The organism is Streptomyces sp. 351MFTsu5.1 (genome assembly GCF_000383655.1).
Lineage (GTDB): Bacteria > Actinomycetota > Actinomycetes > Streptomycetales > Streptomycetaceae > Streptomyces > Streptomyces griseorubiginosus.
The window spans coordinates 266,746-282,109 of the sequence record NZ_KB911783.1 but is presented as its reverse complement, the minus strand read 5'-3'; the positions used below and the strand labels follow the sequence as shown (position 1 = coordinate 282,109).

At 71.1% G+C, this 15,364-nt stretch carries 10 protein-coding genes; 7 read left to right on the top strand and 3 right to left on the bottom strand.

Going from position 1 to position 15,364, the window contains the following annotated elements:
* Window positions 1–2: 2 nt before the first annotated feature.
* Both H295_RS46790 and H295_RS0122140 read right to left on the bottom strand, forming a co-directional pair.
* Complete coding sequence (locus tag H295_RS46790) at window positions 3–137, bottom strand: SPW_0924 family protein (protein WP_020137543.1); 135 nt, start codon at window positions 135–137, stop codon at window positions 3–5.
* 150 nt (window positions 138–287) lie between these two features.
* On the bottom strand, window positions 288–2,045 hold the full coding sequence (locus tag H295_RS0122140) for a lytic transglycosylase domain-containing protein (protein ID WP_028809629.1): 1,758 nt from the start codon (window positions 2,043–2,045) through the stop codon (window positions 288–290).
* Window positions 2,046–2,352: 307 nt separating this feature from the next.
* Between H295_RS0122140 and H295_RS0122135 the strand changes: the two genes are divergently transcribed.
* Complete coding sequence (locus H295_RS0122135) at window positions 2,353–3,198, top strand: DUF4184 family protein (RefSeq protein ID WP_020137541.1); 846 nt, start codon at window positions 2,353–2,355, stop codon at window positions 3,196–3,198.
* An 813-nt stretch (window positions 3,199–4,011) separates the two neighbouring features.
* Here H295_RS0122135 and polA read toward each other — a convergent pair.
* On the bottom strand, window positions 4,012–6,741 hold the full coding sequence (gene polA, locus H295_RS0122125) for a DNA polymerase I (protein ID WP_020137540.1): 2,730 nt from the start codon (window positions 6,739–6,741) through the stop codon (window positions 4,012–4,014).
* Between the two features lie 297 nt (window positions 6,742–7,038).
* Here polA and H295_RS0122120 point away from each other — a divergent pair, with 297 nt between their 5' ends.
* The 6 genes from H295_RS0122120 (at window position 7,039) to H295_RS0122095 (ending at window position 15,360) form a co-directional block, all read left to right on the top strand.
* A complete protein-coding gene (locus H295_RS0122120) occupies window positions 7,039–9,318 on the top strand; it encodes an FdhF/YdeP family oxidoreductase (RefSeq protein ID WP_020137539.1) in 2,280 nt (759 codons plus the stop codon).
* 55 nt (window positions 9,319–9,373) lie between these two features.
* Complete coding sequence (locus H295_RS0122115; RefSeq protein ID WP_020137538.1) at window positions 9,374–9,835, top strand: PaaI family thioesterase; 462 nt, start codon at window positions 9,374–9,376, stop codon at window positions 9,833–9,835.
* A gap of 551 nt (window positions 9,836–10,386) precedes the next feature.
* On the top strand, window positions 10,387–11,070 hold the full coding sequence (locus H295_RS0122110) for a hypothetical protein (protein WP_020137537.1): 684 nt from the start codon (window positions 10,387–10,389) through the stop codon (window positions 11,068–11,070).
* Window positions 11,071–11,296: 226 nt separating this feature from the next.
* A complete protein-coding gene (locus H295_RS0122105) occupies window positions 11,297–12,517 on the top strand; it encodes a branched-chain amino acid ABC transporter substrate-binding protein (RefSeq protein WP_020137536.1) in 1,221 nt (406 codons plus the stop codon).
* Between the two features lie 138 nt (window positions 12,518–12,655).
* On the top strand, window positions 12,656–13,585 hold the full coding sequence (locus H295_RS0122100) for a branched-chain amino acid ABC transporter permease (RefSeq protein WP_020137535.1): 930 nt from the start codon (window positions 12,656–12,658) through the stop codon (window positions 13,583–13,585).
* Window positions 13,586–13,590: 5 nt separating this feature from the next.
* On the top strand, window positions 13,591–15,360 hold the full coding sequence (locus tag H295_RS0122095) for a branched-chain amino acid ABC transporter permease (RefSeq protein ID WP_051135595.1): 1,770 nt from the start codon (window positions 13,591–13,593) through the stop codon (window positions 15,358–15,360).
* The last annotated feature ends 4 nt before the right edge of the window (window positions 15,361–15,364 follow it).

Here is a 15,364-nt window from a genome sequence, read left to right as displayed (position 1 = left end):
GGTTACGGGTGGGCGGGCACGGTCGTCAGCAGGGGCTTGGGGGAGGTCGGGCCCGTCTGCTGCCCCATCGCGGTGATCGCGAGGACCAGCGCGAACGCTAGGACGAGGCCGGTCGTGGCGGCGATCAGGGCGCGCATGTCGGCCTCCCCGCGGACGGAAACTGATACATCGTCAGGTCCGGCACCGTAGCAACGCCCGGGCGAGATGAGAACAGGTCGTACACGGCCGGAGGGCGCCCTGTCCGCCGTAGCGGAAAGGACGCCCTCCGGGGGTGGGTCGGGTGCCGGTTACGAACTCGCGCTCGGGCTCGGGCTCGGCGCGGGGCTCGTGGAGGCGTCCGTGCTGGGCGCCGCCACGGTCAGGGTCACGTCGAGGGTGGCGCCGCCCGCGGTGGTGACGCGGAGCAGGAAGGTGCCGGTGGTGTCGTCGGAGTAGAGCTGCGGCAGCTTCAGCAGGCCGTCCGCGTCCGTCGTCAGACCCGTCAGGGTGCGGACGGTCTTGCCGTCGGCGTCCTTGAAGTAGGGGCCCTTGTCGTTCTCGGTGGCGTCGTCGGCCGTCTTGATCAGGGTGGCGGTGACGGCGACCTTGTCGGCGACGGCCTTCTTGTAGGTGGCCTTGAGCTGGACCGCGTCGGCGAACTCACCGTTCGGGGCGCAGGTCAGGGCGGTGGTCGTGGTGCGGACCAGGGTGTCGGCGACGCGCTGGGTGACGGTGGCCGTGTAGTCGGGGGCGGTGACCGTACGGCCGATGAGGGTCGTGCGGACCGTGAAGGTCCCGGTGGTGTCGCCCGCCTGGAGCGCGGGCGCGGTGGCCACGCCGGAGGAACCGGTGAGCGCGGTGGCGACCTTCTCGCCGCCCGCGAAGGTGGCGTCGGTGTCGCCGACGATCGTGAAGCGGATCCGCACCTTGGGAACGCCCATGCCGGCGGCGTTCTCGGCCCTGGTGCTGATCTTGTCGGCGAACGCGTCGCCGGCCATGGCGGTGAGCTTGGCGGTGCCCGAGTCCTCCAGGTGGTCCACCGACTCGGTGGGCGTGACGGGAGTCGTCGGCGGCGGCGTGCTGGGGCCGCCCGAGGGGGGCGGGGTGGTCGAGGGCGGGGCCGGGGGTGTGGGCTTCGGCTTCGTCGAGCCGTTGCCGGGCCGGCTCGGCTCGCTGGTGCCGGGAGCGGAGGTCGAGGGCGCCGAGGGGGTGGAGCCGCCGGTGCTGCCGTCGCTGCGGCTGCCCGGGACGGTGCCGGTGCCGTCGGGGATCTCGTGGGTGCCCTTGCGGTAGTACTCCAGCCACGACAGGACCGTGTTCAGGTAGTGCCGCGAGGGGTTGTAGCTGAGGATCGCGTCTTCCAGGCCGGCGCCGGTCGCCAGGTCCCAGTTGTTGCGGCACAGGTAGTGGCCCGCGGCGAGGGCGGCGTCGTAGATGTTGTTCGGGTCCTTCACCCCGTCGGCGTTGCCGTCGCGGCCGGCCCACGCCCAGGTGGACGGGATGAACTGCATGGGGCCGACGGCCGAGTCGTAGGCGCTGTTGCCGTCGTAGACCCCGTGGTCGGTGTCCTTGATGAGCGCGAAGCCGTTGCCGTCGAGCTGCGGGCCGAGGATCTTGGAGGTCGTGGTGCCTTCGGCGTCGACGCGGCCGCCGCGCGCCTGACCCGACTCGACCTGGCCGATGGCGGCGAGCAGCTGCCAGGGCAGGTTGCAGCCGGGCTTGGACGCCCGGAGTTCCGCCTCGGCCTTCTTGTAGGCGTCGAGGAGGGTCGCGGGTATGCCGGCCTCGCTCTCGACCGGGGAGAGGGAGGGAGTGCTGCCGTCGGTCGGCGCGGGGCTCGGGGTGTTCAGCGGCGGCAGGTCCGTGTAGTACGGCGAGTTGCCGGTCGCGCCGCTCCCGGCGACCGGGTCGGGAGAGACCTCGGCGGCACCGGCGGTGGTCGTTCTGCCGTTGTCGTCGGCCGTGACCCCGGGGGCCTGGGAGGCGGACAGTGCCGCGACCGCGAGTGCTGCCACGGCGGTGGTCGTCGCCCCTTTGGCCAGCCTCCTGCCGAATTGCGCCGCCATAAAGTGAACCCCTCCCGTGGACGCCGAACGTCCGTCTCCGTCTTTCGCTCTCGTCCCGTTCTGACGGTCGAACCACCCTGGAGGTTGCCCCTGTGACGCGCGGCAATTCCCGAGGCGCACCTCCGACCGAGCTTCCCAGCGCGGCAACCCGTGCGACCCTACGACAACTTCCTTTCCACGAACACCGGTTCGTGCCCGATATTCACCGGTTGGCCATGTTCGATCGCCGCGGGACCGCGTCGCCCATACTGGACGGCGACGATCACCCGACCCGCCGTCCGGTCAACGCCCTTCGCGAGGAGCCCTGTTGCCGTTCACCCTGAGCCACGCGGCGGCGGCGCTGCCCGCGCTGCGCCCCGACGGCACCGGCCGGGCCGGACTGGTTCCGGCCGTTCTGGTGGCCGGAACCTTCTCGCCCGACATGACCTACTTCGCGGCAAGTGCCCTTTCCGCCGCGATGGAGTTCGGCACCGTGACGCACTCCCTCCCGGGCGTCCTCACCGTCGATGTCCTCATCGCCTGGGCCCTGGTGGGCCTCTGGCTGCTCCTGCGCGAGCCCCTGGTGGCCCTGCTGCCCCGCGGCCGCCAGTCCGCGCCGGCGGCCCTGCTGCGCTGCGGAACCCCCCGCGCACGGCTGAGCCCGGCCCTGGCCGCCCGCTGGTACGCCTCCGCCGCGCTGGGCGCCCTCACCCACGTCGTGTGGGACGCGTTCACCCACCACGACCGCTGGGGCCTGCGACTCCTCCCGGTCCTGGACCGGACCGTGGCCGGATCCCCCCTGTACTGGTACCTCCAGTACGGCAGTTCGGCGGTGGCGGCACTCGTCGTCACCGTGTTCTGCGTACGGGCCCTGCGCCGCGCACCCGTTCTTGCCGACCCCGCGGGTGTCCCGGCCCTCTCCTCCCGGGACCGGTGGTGGGCGTTGGCCGTGATCGGGGGCTGCGTGACGGCGGGCGCGCTCCAGCGGGCCGTGCGGTGGTGGGCGTACTGGGGCGCCGTCGCGAAACCCTGGGATCTGATCCCCACCCTGTGCTTCGGAATCGGCGCCGGGCTGGTGCCGGGGGTCCTGCTCTATGCCCTGGCCGTCAGGCTGTGGCGCCCGGCTCCGGCACCGGGTGCTCCGCGGGCGGCCGACGTCCCGGTCCCCCGCTGACGGCCCCTTCCGACGCGACGAACACCGTCATGGTGGGCATCGGGCGGGACCTGGGGAACAGGGTGAGCACGAGCGCCAGATAACTGAGCACCAGCTCCCCCCGCCGAAGCGCTGCGCAGGCCCCGCGCAGACGTGCGGTGAGCCCCTGGGGAATCCGAGCGGTACTCGCACCGACCGAGTGAGCCGGCACCGGGCCCCGCAGGGAGAACACCCTCTGCTCGGCGCACACCTGCGCGGGGGCCGTCCGGCGGTGGAGCATGCGTATACCCATGAGCGCATTTTGGTTGGGGGCCGGGTTCGGGGGCGCGGGTTCTACGTCCAGCCGAGTGACGCCCACTAGGGCGCCGGGTTCGGTTGTCTGGCGGGTGCGGGTGCGTTGTGGCTGGTCGCGCAGTTCCCCGCGCCCCCGCTGCGCTGGGCTTGAGCCGGGCGCCTATGGGGGTGCCGGGTTCGGTTATCGGGCGGGTGCGGGTGCGTTGTGGCTGGTCGCGCAGTTCCCCGCGCCCCTGGGTGGGTGCAGTGGACGCACGACACGACGGACTGTTCGCCGCGTACGGCGTGAAGGGGACGGGGTGGGGGGTGTCCGCCCGCAGCAGCCGGCGTCCGTTACAGGGCTCCTTTTAAGCGACCGAGCCGCCGGACCGAGGACGGATACCCCCCACCCCGGCACCGACCCACCCACCACACCGAACGCGCTACACAAGCCCCCACCGGACAGCAAAGGGCCGCCGCAGGCATTCAGGGGCGCGGGGAACTGCGCAAAAACGCCTGCCCCCACCCACCCCGCAGACAAAATCGGCCAACCGCCGGAGGCTAGTGCGCTGCGGACTCCCAGTCCGCCCCATCCCCCACCGAAACCCCCAACGGCACCCGCAACCGCACCGCGTCCCCCATCTCCCGCCGCACGATCGCCTCCGCGGCCTCCCGCTCTCCCGGAGCCACCTCCAGGACGATTTCGTCGTGGACCTGGAGCAGCATCCGGGAGCCGAGCCCCGCTTCCCGCAGCGCCTCGTCCACCTTGAGCATCGCGATCTTCACGATGTCCGCCGCCGTGCCCTGGATCGGCGCGTTCAGGGCCATCCGCTCGGCCGCCTCACGCCGCTGGCGGTTGTCGCTGTTGAGGTCGGGGAGGTACCGCCGCCGCCCGAACAGCGTCGCTGTGTACCCCGTGGCCCGCGCCTCGTCGACCGCCCGCCGCAGGTAGTCCCGCACCCCGCCGAACCGCTCGAAGTACGCGTCCATCAGCGCCCGCGCCTCACCCGCCTCGATGTTCAGCTGCTGCGAGAGCCCGAACGCCGACAGCCCGTACGCCAGCCCGTACGACATCGCCTTGATCTTGCGCCGCATCTCCGCGTCGACCGCGCCCGGCTCGACGCCGAACACCTGCGACGCGGCCGTGGTGTGCAGGTCCTCGCCCGACGTGAACGCCTCGATGAGCCCCTCGTCCTCGGAGAGGTGCGCCATCACGCGCAGCTCGATCTGGCTGTAGTCCGCGGTCATGAGGGACTCGAAGCCCTCCCCCACCACGAACCCGCGCCGGATCGCCCGCCCCTCGTCCGTGCGGACCGGGATGTTCTGGAGGTTCGGGTCCGTGGACGACAGCCGGCCCGTCGCCGCGACGGTCTGGTTGAACGTCGTGTGGATCCGGCCGTCCGCCGCGATCGTCTTGATCAGGCCCTCCACGGTCACCCGCAGCTTGGCCTGCTCCCGGTGCCGGAGCATGATCACCGGGAGTTCGTTGTCCGTCTGGGTCGCCAGCCATGCCAGCGCGTCGGCGTCCGTAGTGTAGCCGGTCTTGGTCTTCTTCGTCTTCGGGAGGCCCAGCTCCCCGAAGAGCACTTCCTGGAGCTGCTTGGGCGAGCCGAGGTTGAACTCGTGTCCCGCCGCCGCGTGCGCCTCCTTCACGGCCTGCTGGACCGCCCCGGCGAACATCTGCTCCATGGCTTCCAGGTGGGCCCGGTCGGCGGCGATGCCGTGCCGCTCCATGCGGGCCAGCAGCGCGGAGGTGGGCAGCTCCATGTCCCGCAGCAGGTCCGCCGCGCCGACCTCCTCCAGGCGGCCCTCGAAGGCGGCACCCAGGTCGAGCACGGCCCGCGCCTGGACCATCAGCGCCTCGGCCTCGGCCCCGTCGTCCGCGCCGAAGGCCAGCTGTCCGTCGGCCGTCGCGGCGGGCGCCAGCTCGCGCCCCAGGTACTCCAGGGACAGCGCGTCCAGGTCGAAGGACCGGCGTCCGGGCTTGACGAGGTAGGCGGCCAGCGCGGTGTCCATGCCGACCCCGGCGACGGACCAGCCGTGCTCGGCGAAGACCCGCATGGCGCCCTTGGCGTTGTGCAGGACCTTGGGCCGGTCGGCGTCGGCGAGCCAGGCGGTCCAGGCCCGCTCGTCGGCCTCGTCCAGCTCGGCGGGGTCGAACCAGGCGGCGGCCCCGCCGACCGCGGCGAGCGCGACCTCGGCGACGGAACCGGTGCCGAGGGCCCAGGTGTCGACGGTGGCGAGCCCCAGGGCCTGCTGTGCGCCGTGCTCGGCGAGCCAGCCGGCCAGCTCGCCGGTGCCGAGCACGGTGCCGTCCACCTCGACGCCCGGCGCGGCGGCAGGTGCGCCCTCGGCCTCCTCCGCGCCCGGGTCGACGGCCAGCAGGCGCTCGCGCAGGGACGGGTTCCTGATCTCCAGGGTGTCCAGGATCATCGCGAGGGTCTTGCGGTCGTACGGCAGGCGCTCCAGGTCGGTGACGGCCTTCGGCAGCTCGACGGTGCGCACCATCTCGGTGAGGCGGCGGTTGAGCTTGACGGCCTCCAGGTGGTCGCGGAGGTTCTGTCCGGCCTTGCCCTTGACCTCCTCGACCCGCTCGACGAGCTCCGCGAACGAACCGAACTGGTTGATCCACTTGGCCGCGGTCTTCTCGCCGACGCCGGGGATGCCGGGGAGGTTGTCGGACGGGTCGCCGCGCAGGGCCGCGAAGTCGGGGTACTGGGCGGGCGTCAACCCGTACTTCTCGAAGACCTTCTCCGGAGTGAACCGGGTCAGCTCGGAGACGCCCTTCGTCGGGTAGAGGACGGTGGTGTGCTCGGAGACCAGCTGGAAGGAGTCGCGGTCGCCGGTGACGATCAGCACCTCGAAGCCCTCGGCCTCGGCCTGGGTCGCGAGGGTGGCGATGACGTCGTCCGCCTCGAAGCCGTCGACCGCGAACCGCGAGACGTGCATGGCGTCGAGCAGCTCGCCGATCAGCTCGACCTGGCCCTTGAACTCGTCCGGGGTCTTGGAGCGGTTGGCCTTGTACTCCGTGAACTCCTCGGAGCGCCAGGTCTTCCTGGACACGTCGAAGGCCACCGCGAAGTGGGTGGGCGCCTCGTCACGCAGGGTGTTGGCCAGCATCGACGCGAAACCGTAGATCGCGTTCGTCGGCTGGCCGGTCGCGGTGGTGAAGTTCTCCGCGGGCAGCGCGAAGAACGCGCGATAGGCCAGCGAGTGCCCGTCCATGAGCATCAGACGCGGGCGGCTGCCGCCGGGGCTGTTGTCGGTCTTCTTCGCTGCTGTCTCTGCCACGCCCCCGATCCTGCCACGCGCCACTGACAGTCGGCTGCCACGGTGAGCCCGGCACCGCCGGGACCGCCCTGCGAGGGCCGGTCGGCGTCCGCGGCCGAGGGGAGGGGACCGGCGGACACGGATACGGCCGCCGAGGGAAACGCCGTCCTCTCCCACCGGTGGAGACAGACGCGTCCGGGGCCGCCGGACAGCACAGGCCCCGCCCACGTTCCGCCCCCGGCCCAGGGGTGATCGTTGTCACCGCCCCGTGGGAGGATCAGGAACGTACTCGCACGTGTAGGCGAAGGAGAGTGCGCGATGGCATCGAAGCCGCCGAAGGCCGACCCCGTTCAGGACGCTCCGCACGTCGCGGAGCCGAAGCACGCGGCCGCCGGGCTTCCCGCCATCGGTCACACCCTGCGGATCGCCCAGCAGCAGATGGGCGTCAAGCGGACCGCGCTGACGCTGCTGCGGGTCAACCAGAAGGACGGCTTCGACTGCCCGGGCTGCGCCTGGCCGGAGCCCGACCACCGGCACGCGGCGGAGTTCTGCGAGAACGGCGCGAAGGCGGTCGCCGAGGAAGCCACCCTGCGCCGGGTCACCCCCGAGTTCTTCGCCGCGCACCCCGTCGCCGACCTGGCGAACCGCAGCGGCTACTGGCTCGGCCAGCAGGGCCGGCTCACCCGCCCCATGTACGTCCCCGAGGGCGGCACGCACTACGAACCGGTCTCCTGGGAGCGCGCGTTCGACATCGTCGCCGAGGAGATCGCCGCCCTCGGCTCCCCCGACGAGGCGGTCTTCTACACCTCGGGCCGCACCAGCAACGAGGCCGCGTTCCTCTACCAGCTCTTCGCGCGCGAGCTCGGCACCAACAACCTGCCGGACTGCTCCAACATGTGCCACGAGTCGTCCGGTTCGGCGCTCAGCGAGACCATCGGCATCGGCAAGGGCAGCGTCCTGCTGGAGGACCTCTACCAGGCCGACCTGATCGTCGTGGCCGGCCAGAACCCGGGCACCAACCACCCCCGCATGCTCTCCGCCCTGGAGAAGGCCAAGGCGAACGGCGCGAGGATCATCAGCGTCAATCCGCTGCCCGAGGCCGGCCTGGAGCGCTTCAAGAACCCGCAGACCCCGCAGGGCATGCTCAAGGGCGCCTCGCTCACCGACCTCTTCCTCCAGATCCGCATCGGCGGCGACCAGGCCCTGTTCCGCCTCCTCAACAAGCTGATCCTGGAGACCGAGGGTGCCGTGGACGAGGCGTTCGTCCGCGAACACACCCACGGCTACGAGGAGTTCGCCGAGGCCGCCCGTGCCGCCGACTGGGACGAGACGCTCACCGCGACCGGCCTCACGCGCGCGGAGATCGAGGAAGCCCTCGCCATGGTCCTCGCCTCCGAGCGGACCATCGTGTGCTGGGCCATGGGCCTCACCCAGCACAAGCACTCCGTGCCGACCATCCGCGAGGTCGTCAACTTCCTTCTCCTGCGCGGCAACATCGGCCGCCCCGGCGCCGGCGTCTGCCCGGTCCGCGGCCACTCCAACGTCCAGGGCGACCGCACCATGGGCATCTTCGAGCGGCCCGCGCCCGCCTTCCTGGACGCCCTGGAGAAGGAGTTCGGCTTCGCCCCGCCGCGCGAGCACGGCTTCGACGTGGTCCGCGCCATCCGCGCCCTGCGCGACGGCGAGGCCAAGGTGTTCTTCGCGATGGGCGGCAACTTCGTCTCCGCCTCCCCCGACACCGAGGTCACCGAGGCCGCCATGCGGCGCGCCCGGCTGACCGTGCACGTGTCGACCAAGCTCAACCGCTCGCACGTGGTCACGGGCGCGCGTGCCCTGATCCTGCCCACCCTGGGTCGCACGGAGCGCGACGTCCAGGGCAGCGGCGAGCAGTTCGTGACCGTCGAGGACTCCATGGGCATGGTGCACGCCTCCCGGGGCCGCCTGGAGCCGGCCGGCGGACAGCTGCTGTCCGAGCCCGCCATCGTGGCCCGGCTGGCCCGCCGGGTTCTCGGCGAGAACAGCGCCACGCCCTGGGAGGAGTTCGAGAAGGACTACGCCACCATCCGCGACCGCATCGCCCGCGTGATCCCCGGCTTCGAGGACTTCAACGCGCGCGTGGCCCGCCCCGGCGGCTTCACCCTGCCGCACGCCCCGCGCGACGAGCGGCGCTTCCCCACCGCCACCGGCAAGGCCAACTTCACCGCCGCGCCCGTGGAGCACCCCGAGCTGCCCGAGGGGCGGCTGCTGCTCCAGACACTGCGCTCGCACGACCAGTACAACACCACGATCTACGGCCTCGACGACCGCTACCGGGGCATCAGGAACGGCCGCCGGGTGGTCCTGGTCAACCCCGAGGACGCGCGCGGGCTCGGGCTCACCGACGGGTCGTACGTCGATCTCGTCAGCGAGTGGAAGGACGGGGTGGAGCGGCGGGCCCCCGGATTCCGGGTCGTGCACTATCCGACGGCCCGGGGCTGCGCGGCCGCGTACTACCCCGAGACCAACGTCCTGGTGCCGCTGGACGCGACCGCCGACACCAGCAACACCCCGGCCAGCAAGTCCGTCGTCGTACGTCTGGAACAATCGACGACCGACTGAGCGTTTGCTCAGCCGTAGGCAGCCGTACCGCACACGATGAACGGAGCCCGGGCCCATGGGTGAGCAGCAGCACGTCACGTTCCCGCAGGAGGTCATCGACGAGTACGCCGCCCTCGGCGTGGACCTCGTCGCGATGTTCTCCGCCGGGCACCTGGGCACCCGCATGGGCGTCGAGATCATCGAGGCCTCCGCCGACCGGGTCGTCGGCACCATGCCCGTCGAGGGCAACACCCAGCCGTACGGACTCCTGCACGGCGGCGCCTCCGCGGTCCTCGCCGAGACCCTCGGATCGGTCGGCTCCATGCTGCACGCCGGCAGCTCCAAGATCGCGGTCGGCGTGGACCTGAACTGCACCCACCACCGCGGGGCCCGCTCCGGCCTGGTCACCGGCGTGGCCACGCCGCTGCACCGGGGGCGCTCCACCGCCACGTACGAGATCGTGATCAGCGACGAGGAAGGCCGGCGCGTCTGCAGCGCCCGCCTGACCTGCATGCTGCGCGACGCCCCCACCCGCTAGCGCCGGCCCGGCGGATCAGGCCGACACCGGGTGACGGCGCCTTACCCGCGCACGCCACACGCCGGCCACGCGGCTCGATCCGCCGAGGGGCCCCCGGCCGCGGGCACACCGGGATCGGGCAGAGTCCGGGTGACGGTGCCTCGCCCACGCACGGTCCGCCGCACGGGCCCCCGGCCGCGCACACCGGGATCAGCCCGACTCCCGGAGACACCGGCTCGCCCCCGCACACCACACCCTGGGCCACGCGCCTCGGTCTGCCGACGGGCCCCGACCACGCGCCCCGGCCCGCCGCACAAGGCCCGGCACCCGCGGCTCCCCCGCCACGCCGCCGCACAGGCCCCGGCCGCGCACACCAGGCTCAAGCCGACTCCCGATGACGCCGACTCACCGCCCGCACACCCCACCCCGACCACGCCCCGCCCCGGCCCGGCCCGGCCCGCCGTACAAGGCACCGCACCGCAGCTTCTCCGCCGTACAGGCCCCCCGCCCCGCGCACGCCGTCTGGGCACCACCCCCCGGTTCCCCTACCGTTTCCCCATGAGGTCGGCCCCGTGACCGGTATCGGCCCCGTCGAGCCGGTCGACTCGCCGGACGCGGGGGAGAGCCAGGACGTCATCGGTGCCGACGGGCCCCGGGCGGTGGATCGCTGGAGCGCGTGGTGGGGCGGGCTGACGCCACGCGCCCGCAGGGTCCTCGCCGTCACCGCGGCCGCCCTGCTCGCGGCCGGCGTCCTCCTCCCCCGCACCCTCAGCGAGGCCTCTCCTCCCGAGCCGCCCGCCACCCCCATGCCCTGGCCCGCCAACGTCACCGCCTGGCGCTACCTCGGACCCGCCGGACTCCCCGAGACCGACGCCACCCGGCCCACCAGCGGACGCTTCCGCTTCGCCGTCGACGTGACCGCCGGCCCGCCCGTCACCCTCCAGGTCACCGGCGCCGCCTTCCCCGGCCTCACCGCCCACGCCCTGCCCCACGCCTTCACCGTGCCCGCCGGCACGACACGCCGGGTCACCGTGGAGATAGCGGTTTCCGACTGTTCCGGCCTGCCCCGTAATGCCGACCTACCATTTCTTGACGTAACGCTCCGTAACGCGCGCGCAATACAACACCACAGCTTCATCTTCGGCCGGGCCTACTCCGAGGACCTTTTCGAGCTCCTCCGCGGCGCCTGCATCCCGACATCGCCGCCCCGAGCCCCACGGCCAAGCGGAAGTGCAGGTTCTCAAAATGCGGACTGAGGGGAAATTCCGCCAAACCGGCTGAGAGGCCCCCTCGCGGAAGCCCACCATCCACCACGTCATAACAAGAAAGTCACAAGCCAGTGCACAGCGATGCCGCTGCCTGCAAACCGGGCTTAGAGTCACGGCCAGTCACCGCTCCATCGGGAGTTCGGTAAAGCGCGGGTACCAGCCGCACCCACGAGGGCGCGGGTGCCTGCGGAAAGGAATGATTGTGCGACGTTCCATGGTGATCCTGACCTCCGTCATGGCGACGGGGGCTCTCACACTCACCGCCTGCGGCTCCCGAGACGACAAGGGCGGCAACAGTGACAGCGGGGGTGGCACCACCCTCACCATCGGCGTGGACGCCCCGCTCTCCGGCGAGAACTCCACCACCGGTCTCGGTATCCAGTACGGCGCCCAGATCGCCGTCGACGACGCCAACAAGAACAAGCTCGTCCCCGGCGTCACCTTCAAGCTGAAGGCCTTCGACGACAAGGCGCAGCCGGCCACCGGCCAGTCCAACGCCACCGCCATCACCGGCGACAAGACGGCCGTCGGCGCCGTCGGCCCGCTGAACTCCGGTGTCGCCCAGTCGATGCAGCAGGTGTTCGCCTCGGCCAACATGGTCGAGATCTCCCCGTCGAACACCAACCCCGCCCTGACCCAGGGCAAGGACTGGCAGACGGCGAAGAAGCGTCCCTACAAGACGTACTTCCGCACCGCCACCACCGACGAGCTCCAGGGCAGCTTCGCCGCCGACTACGCGTACAACGGCCTCAAGAAGAAGAAGGTCTTCGTCGTCGACGACAAGCAGACCTACGGCGCCGGCCTCGCCAAGATCTTCAACGAGAAGTTCAAGGGGCTCGGCGGCACCGTGGTCGGCACCGACCACGTCAACACCGGCGACAAGGACTTCGGCTCCCTCGTCACCAAGGTCAAGAGCTCCGGCGCCGACCTGCTCTACTACGGCGGCCAGTACGACGAGTCCTCGCTGATCACCAAGCAGCTCAAGGACGGCGGAGTCAAGATCCCGCTCTTCGGCGGCGACGGCATGTTCGCCTCCACCTACATCGAGACCGCGGGCGCCGCCTCCGAGGGCGACCTCGCCACCGCCGTCGGCGTCCCCGCCGACACCCTGCCCGCCGCCAAGTCGTTCATCGAGACGTACAAGTCCAAGGGCTACAAGGGTGACTACGGCGCCTACGGCGCGTACTCCTACGACGCCACCACCGCCATCATCAAGGCCGTGAAGGCCGCCGTCGACGCCAACGACGGCAAGGTCCCCACCGACATCAACGCCCTGCGCTCCTCCGTCGTCGACAACGTCCAGAAGTCCGACTTCGAAGGCATCTCCGGCAAGGTCTCCTTCGACCAGTACGGTGACACCACCAACAAGCAGCTCACCGTCTACCAGGTCACCAAGGGTGCGTGGAAGGCCGTGAAGACCGGCACCGCCAGCTAGTCCCGGCCTCTCAAAGGCAACAGCACCACCTCACCACGGGCCGCGCGGAAGGGGACCCCGACCGCGCGGCCCTTGCCACACCCCACCCCCTGCACACCACCAGTGCACACGACCACCAGCGACAATGGAGGCCACGCGGTGAACACCCTGCCGCAGCAGCTGGCCAACGGGCTGCTTCTAGGCTCGATGTACGGGCTCATCGCCATCGGCTACACGATGGTGTACGGCATCGTCCAGCTCATCAACTTCGCGCACGGCGAGATCTTCATGACCGGGGCCTTCGGCGCCTTCACGGTCTACTTCTACATCCTCCCCGACGGCGTCTCGATGGCCGTCGCCGTCCCCCTGATGCTGATCGGCGGCGGCATCGTCGCCGTCCTCATCGCGGTCGGAGCGGAACGGTTCGCCTACCGGCCCCTGCGCGGAGCACCACGGCTCGCACCGCTCATCACCGCGATCGGCCTCTCCCTGGCCCTCCAGGAAGTCGTCCGCAACTTCTACCCCGGCGCCGACCGCGCCATCGCCTTCCCCGGCCTCGACGCCACCCACGAGATCGGCTCCGTCACCATCAAGGACGCCGACATCTTCCTCATCGTCGCCGCCATCATCTGCATGTCCTCGCTCGCCTTCTTCGTCCGCAAGTCCCGCACCGGCCGCGCCATGCAGGCCACCGCGCAGGACCCGGACACCGCACAGCTCATGGGCATCGACACCAACCGCATCATCGTGATCGCCTTCGCCATCGGCGGCTTCTTCGCCGCCGTCGCCGCCCTCGCCTACGGTCTCAAGTACGGCAACATCGACTACCGCATGGGCTTCCTGATGGGCCTCAAGGCCTTCACCGCGGCCGTCCTCGGCGGCATCGGCAACATCTACGGCGCCATGCTCGGCGGACTCGTCCTCGGCGTCGCCGAGACCCTCGCCTCCGCCTACATCGACGGCATCCCCGGCATGGACAAGCTCGGCGGCCAGAGCTGGGCCAACGTCTGGGCCTTCGCCCTCCTCATCATCGTCCTCCTCGTCAGGCCACAAGGCCTGCTCGGCGAACGCGTCGCGGACAGGGCGTGACCACCATGACCGACACCACCACCCGCGCCCTGATCCCGCTGCCCCTCGCGGCAGCCCGCGCGCTCATCCTCGGCGGCGGCATCGCCACCATCGTCTCCGCCTTCCTCGCCTGGACCTGGACCAGCGAGTTCCCCGGCGACCTCACCATCAGCGGCTACCCGGGCGGCCTCCAGTGGCTGACCCTCATCGCCGGCGCCCTCACCACCGTCTTCGCGCTCTCCGCGTACGGCGTCCCGGGCCTGGGCTGGCTCATCCCCGCCCGCAACAACGCCCCCCTCGTGCTCACCGCCATCGGCGGCTTCGGCGTCACCTGGTACACGATCATCTCGATCGCCGCCGAACTCGGCGGACTCGCCAACCTCGAGCCGGGCGGCTGGGTCGCGGCCATCGCCTCCCTCCTCCCCGTCATCGGCGCGTTCGCCCTCCCCGAGCCGCACACCGAGAGCACCAAGGACAACCTCAAGGCCTACATCGCCAAGCCCGACCACATCCCCGCCCCCGCTCCCCTCAGCCCCTGGCTGGAGCGCGCGGTGATCACGGTTGGCACGATCATCGGCCTGGCCGTCTTCACCTACGGCATCGACACCGAGTACGGCGAGCTCTTCGTCGGCTTCCTCATCGTCGTCGTCTTCGCCGTCTGGGCCCTGCACGCCGCAGGCCTCATGGACCGCTTCTCCCGGATCGTCGCCCACAACCGCAGCTTCACGCTCGCCATGGGCTTCGCCGCCGCGATCGCGTTCCCCTTCACCCAGACCGACGACCACTACGCCAACATCGGCGTCAACATCCTGATCTTCGGCACCGTCGCCCTCGGCCTCAACATCGTCGTCGGCCTCGCCGGACTCCTCGACCTCGGATACGTCGCCTTCCTCGGCGTCGGCGCCTACACCGCCGCCCTCGTCTCCGGCTCCGAGTTCTCCCGCTTCTCCGGCGTCCACTTCCCCTTCTGGGCCGCCGCACTCGCGGGTGCCGCCGCATCGCTGATCTTCGGCGTCCTCATCGGCGCCCCCACCCTGCGCCTGCGCGGCGACTACCTCGCCATCGTCACCCTCGGCTTCGGAGAGATCTTCCGCATCGCCGTCAACAACATGGACGGCGAATCGGGCCCCGACATCACCAACGGCCCGAACGGCATCCCGTCCATCCCGGACCTCAACTTCTTCGGGTTCAACCTCGGCGAAGCCCACGACATCGCCGGCTTCACCATCGGCCGCTTCGCCAACTACTACCTGCTGATGGTGCTGATCATGGCCCTCGTGGTCCTGGTCTACACCCGCGCCGCCGACTCCCGCATCGGCCGCTCCTGGATCGCCATCCGCGAGGACGAGACCGCCGCCACCGCCATGGGCATCAACGGCTTCCGCGTCAAGCTCATCGCCTTCGCCCTCGGCGCCGCCCTCGCCGGCCTCGCCGGCACCGTCAGCGCCCACGTCACCTACAGCGTCGTCCCGACGCCGTACCAGTTCGCGGGCTCGACACCCCCCAACTCGGCCTTCCTCCTGGCCGCCGTCGTCCTCGGCGGCATGGGCACGGTCGCAGGCCCCATCCTCGGCGCGGCACTGCTCTACCTGCTCCCCGAGAAGCTCGTCTTCCTCCAGGACAAGTCGCTGCTGGCCTTCGGCATCGCCCTCATCCTGCTGATGCGCTTCCGCCCCGAAGGCATCATCGCCAACCGCCGCCGCCAGCTCGAATTCCACGAGACCGGCCAACTCGACGTACCAGACACCACCACACTCTCCGGCGAACCGGCCGCCGTCACCAAGGCGGGGGCGTGAGCAC

Coding starts and splice junctions, on each gene's coding strand:
- H295_RS0122095 (WP_051135595.1), top strand. CDS start 13,591: ATGACCGACACCACCACCCGCGCCCTGATCCCGCTGCCCCTCGCGGCA.
- H295_RS0122115 (WP_020137538.1), top strand. CDS start 9,374: ATGGGTGAGCAGCAGCACGTCACGTTCCCGCAGGAGGTCATCGACGAG.
- H295_RS46790 (WP_020137543.1), bottom strand. CDS start 137: ATGCGCGCCCTGATCGCCGCCACGACCGGCCTCGTCCTAGCGTTCGCG.
- H295_RS0122120 (WP_020137539.1), top strand. CDS start 7,039: ATGGCATCGAAGCCGCCGAAGGCCGACCCCGTTCAGGACGCTCCGCAC.
- H295_RS0122105 (WP_020137536.1), top strand. CDS start 11,297: ATGGTGATCCTGACCTCCGTCATGGCGACGGGGGCTCTCACACTCACC.
- H295_RS0122140 (WP_028809629.1), bottom strand. CDS start 2,045: ATGGCGGCGCAATTCGGCAGGAGGCTGGCCAAAGGGGCGACGACCACC.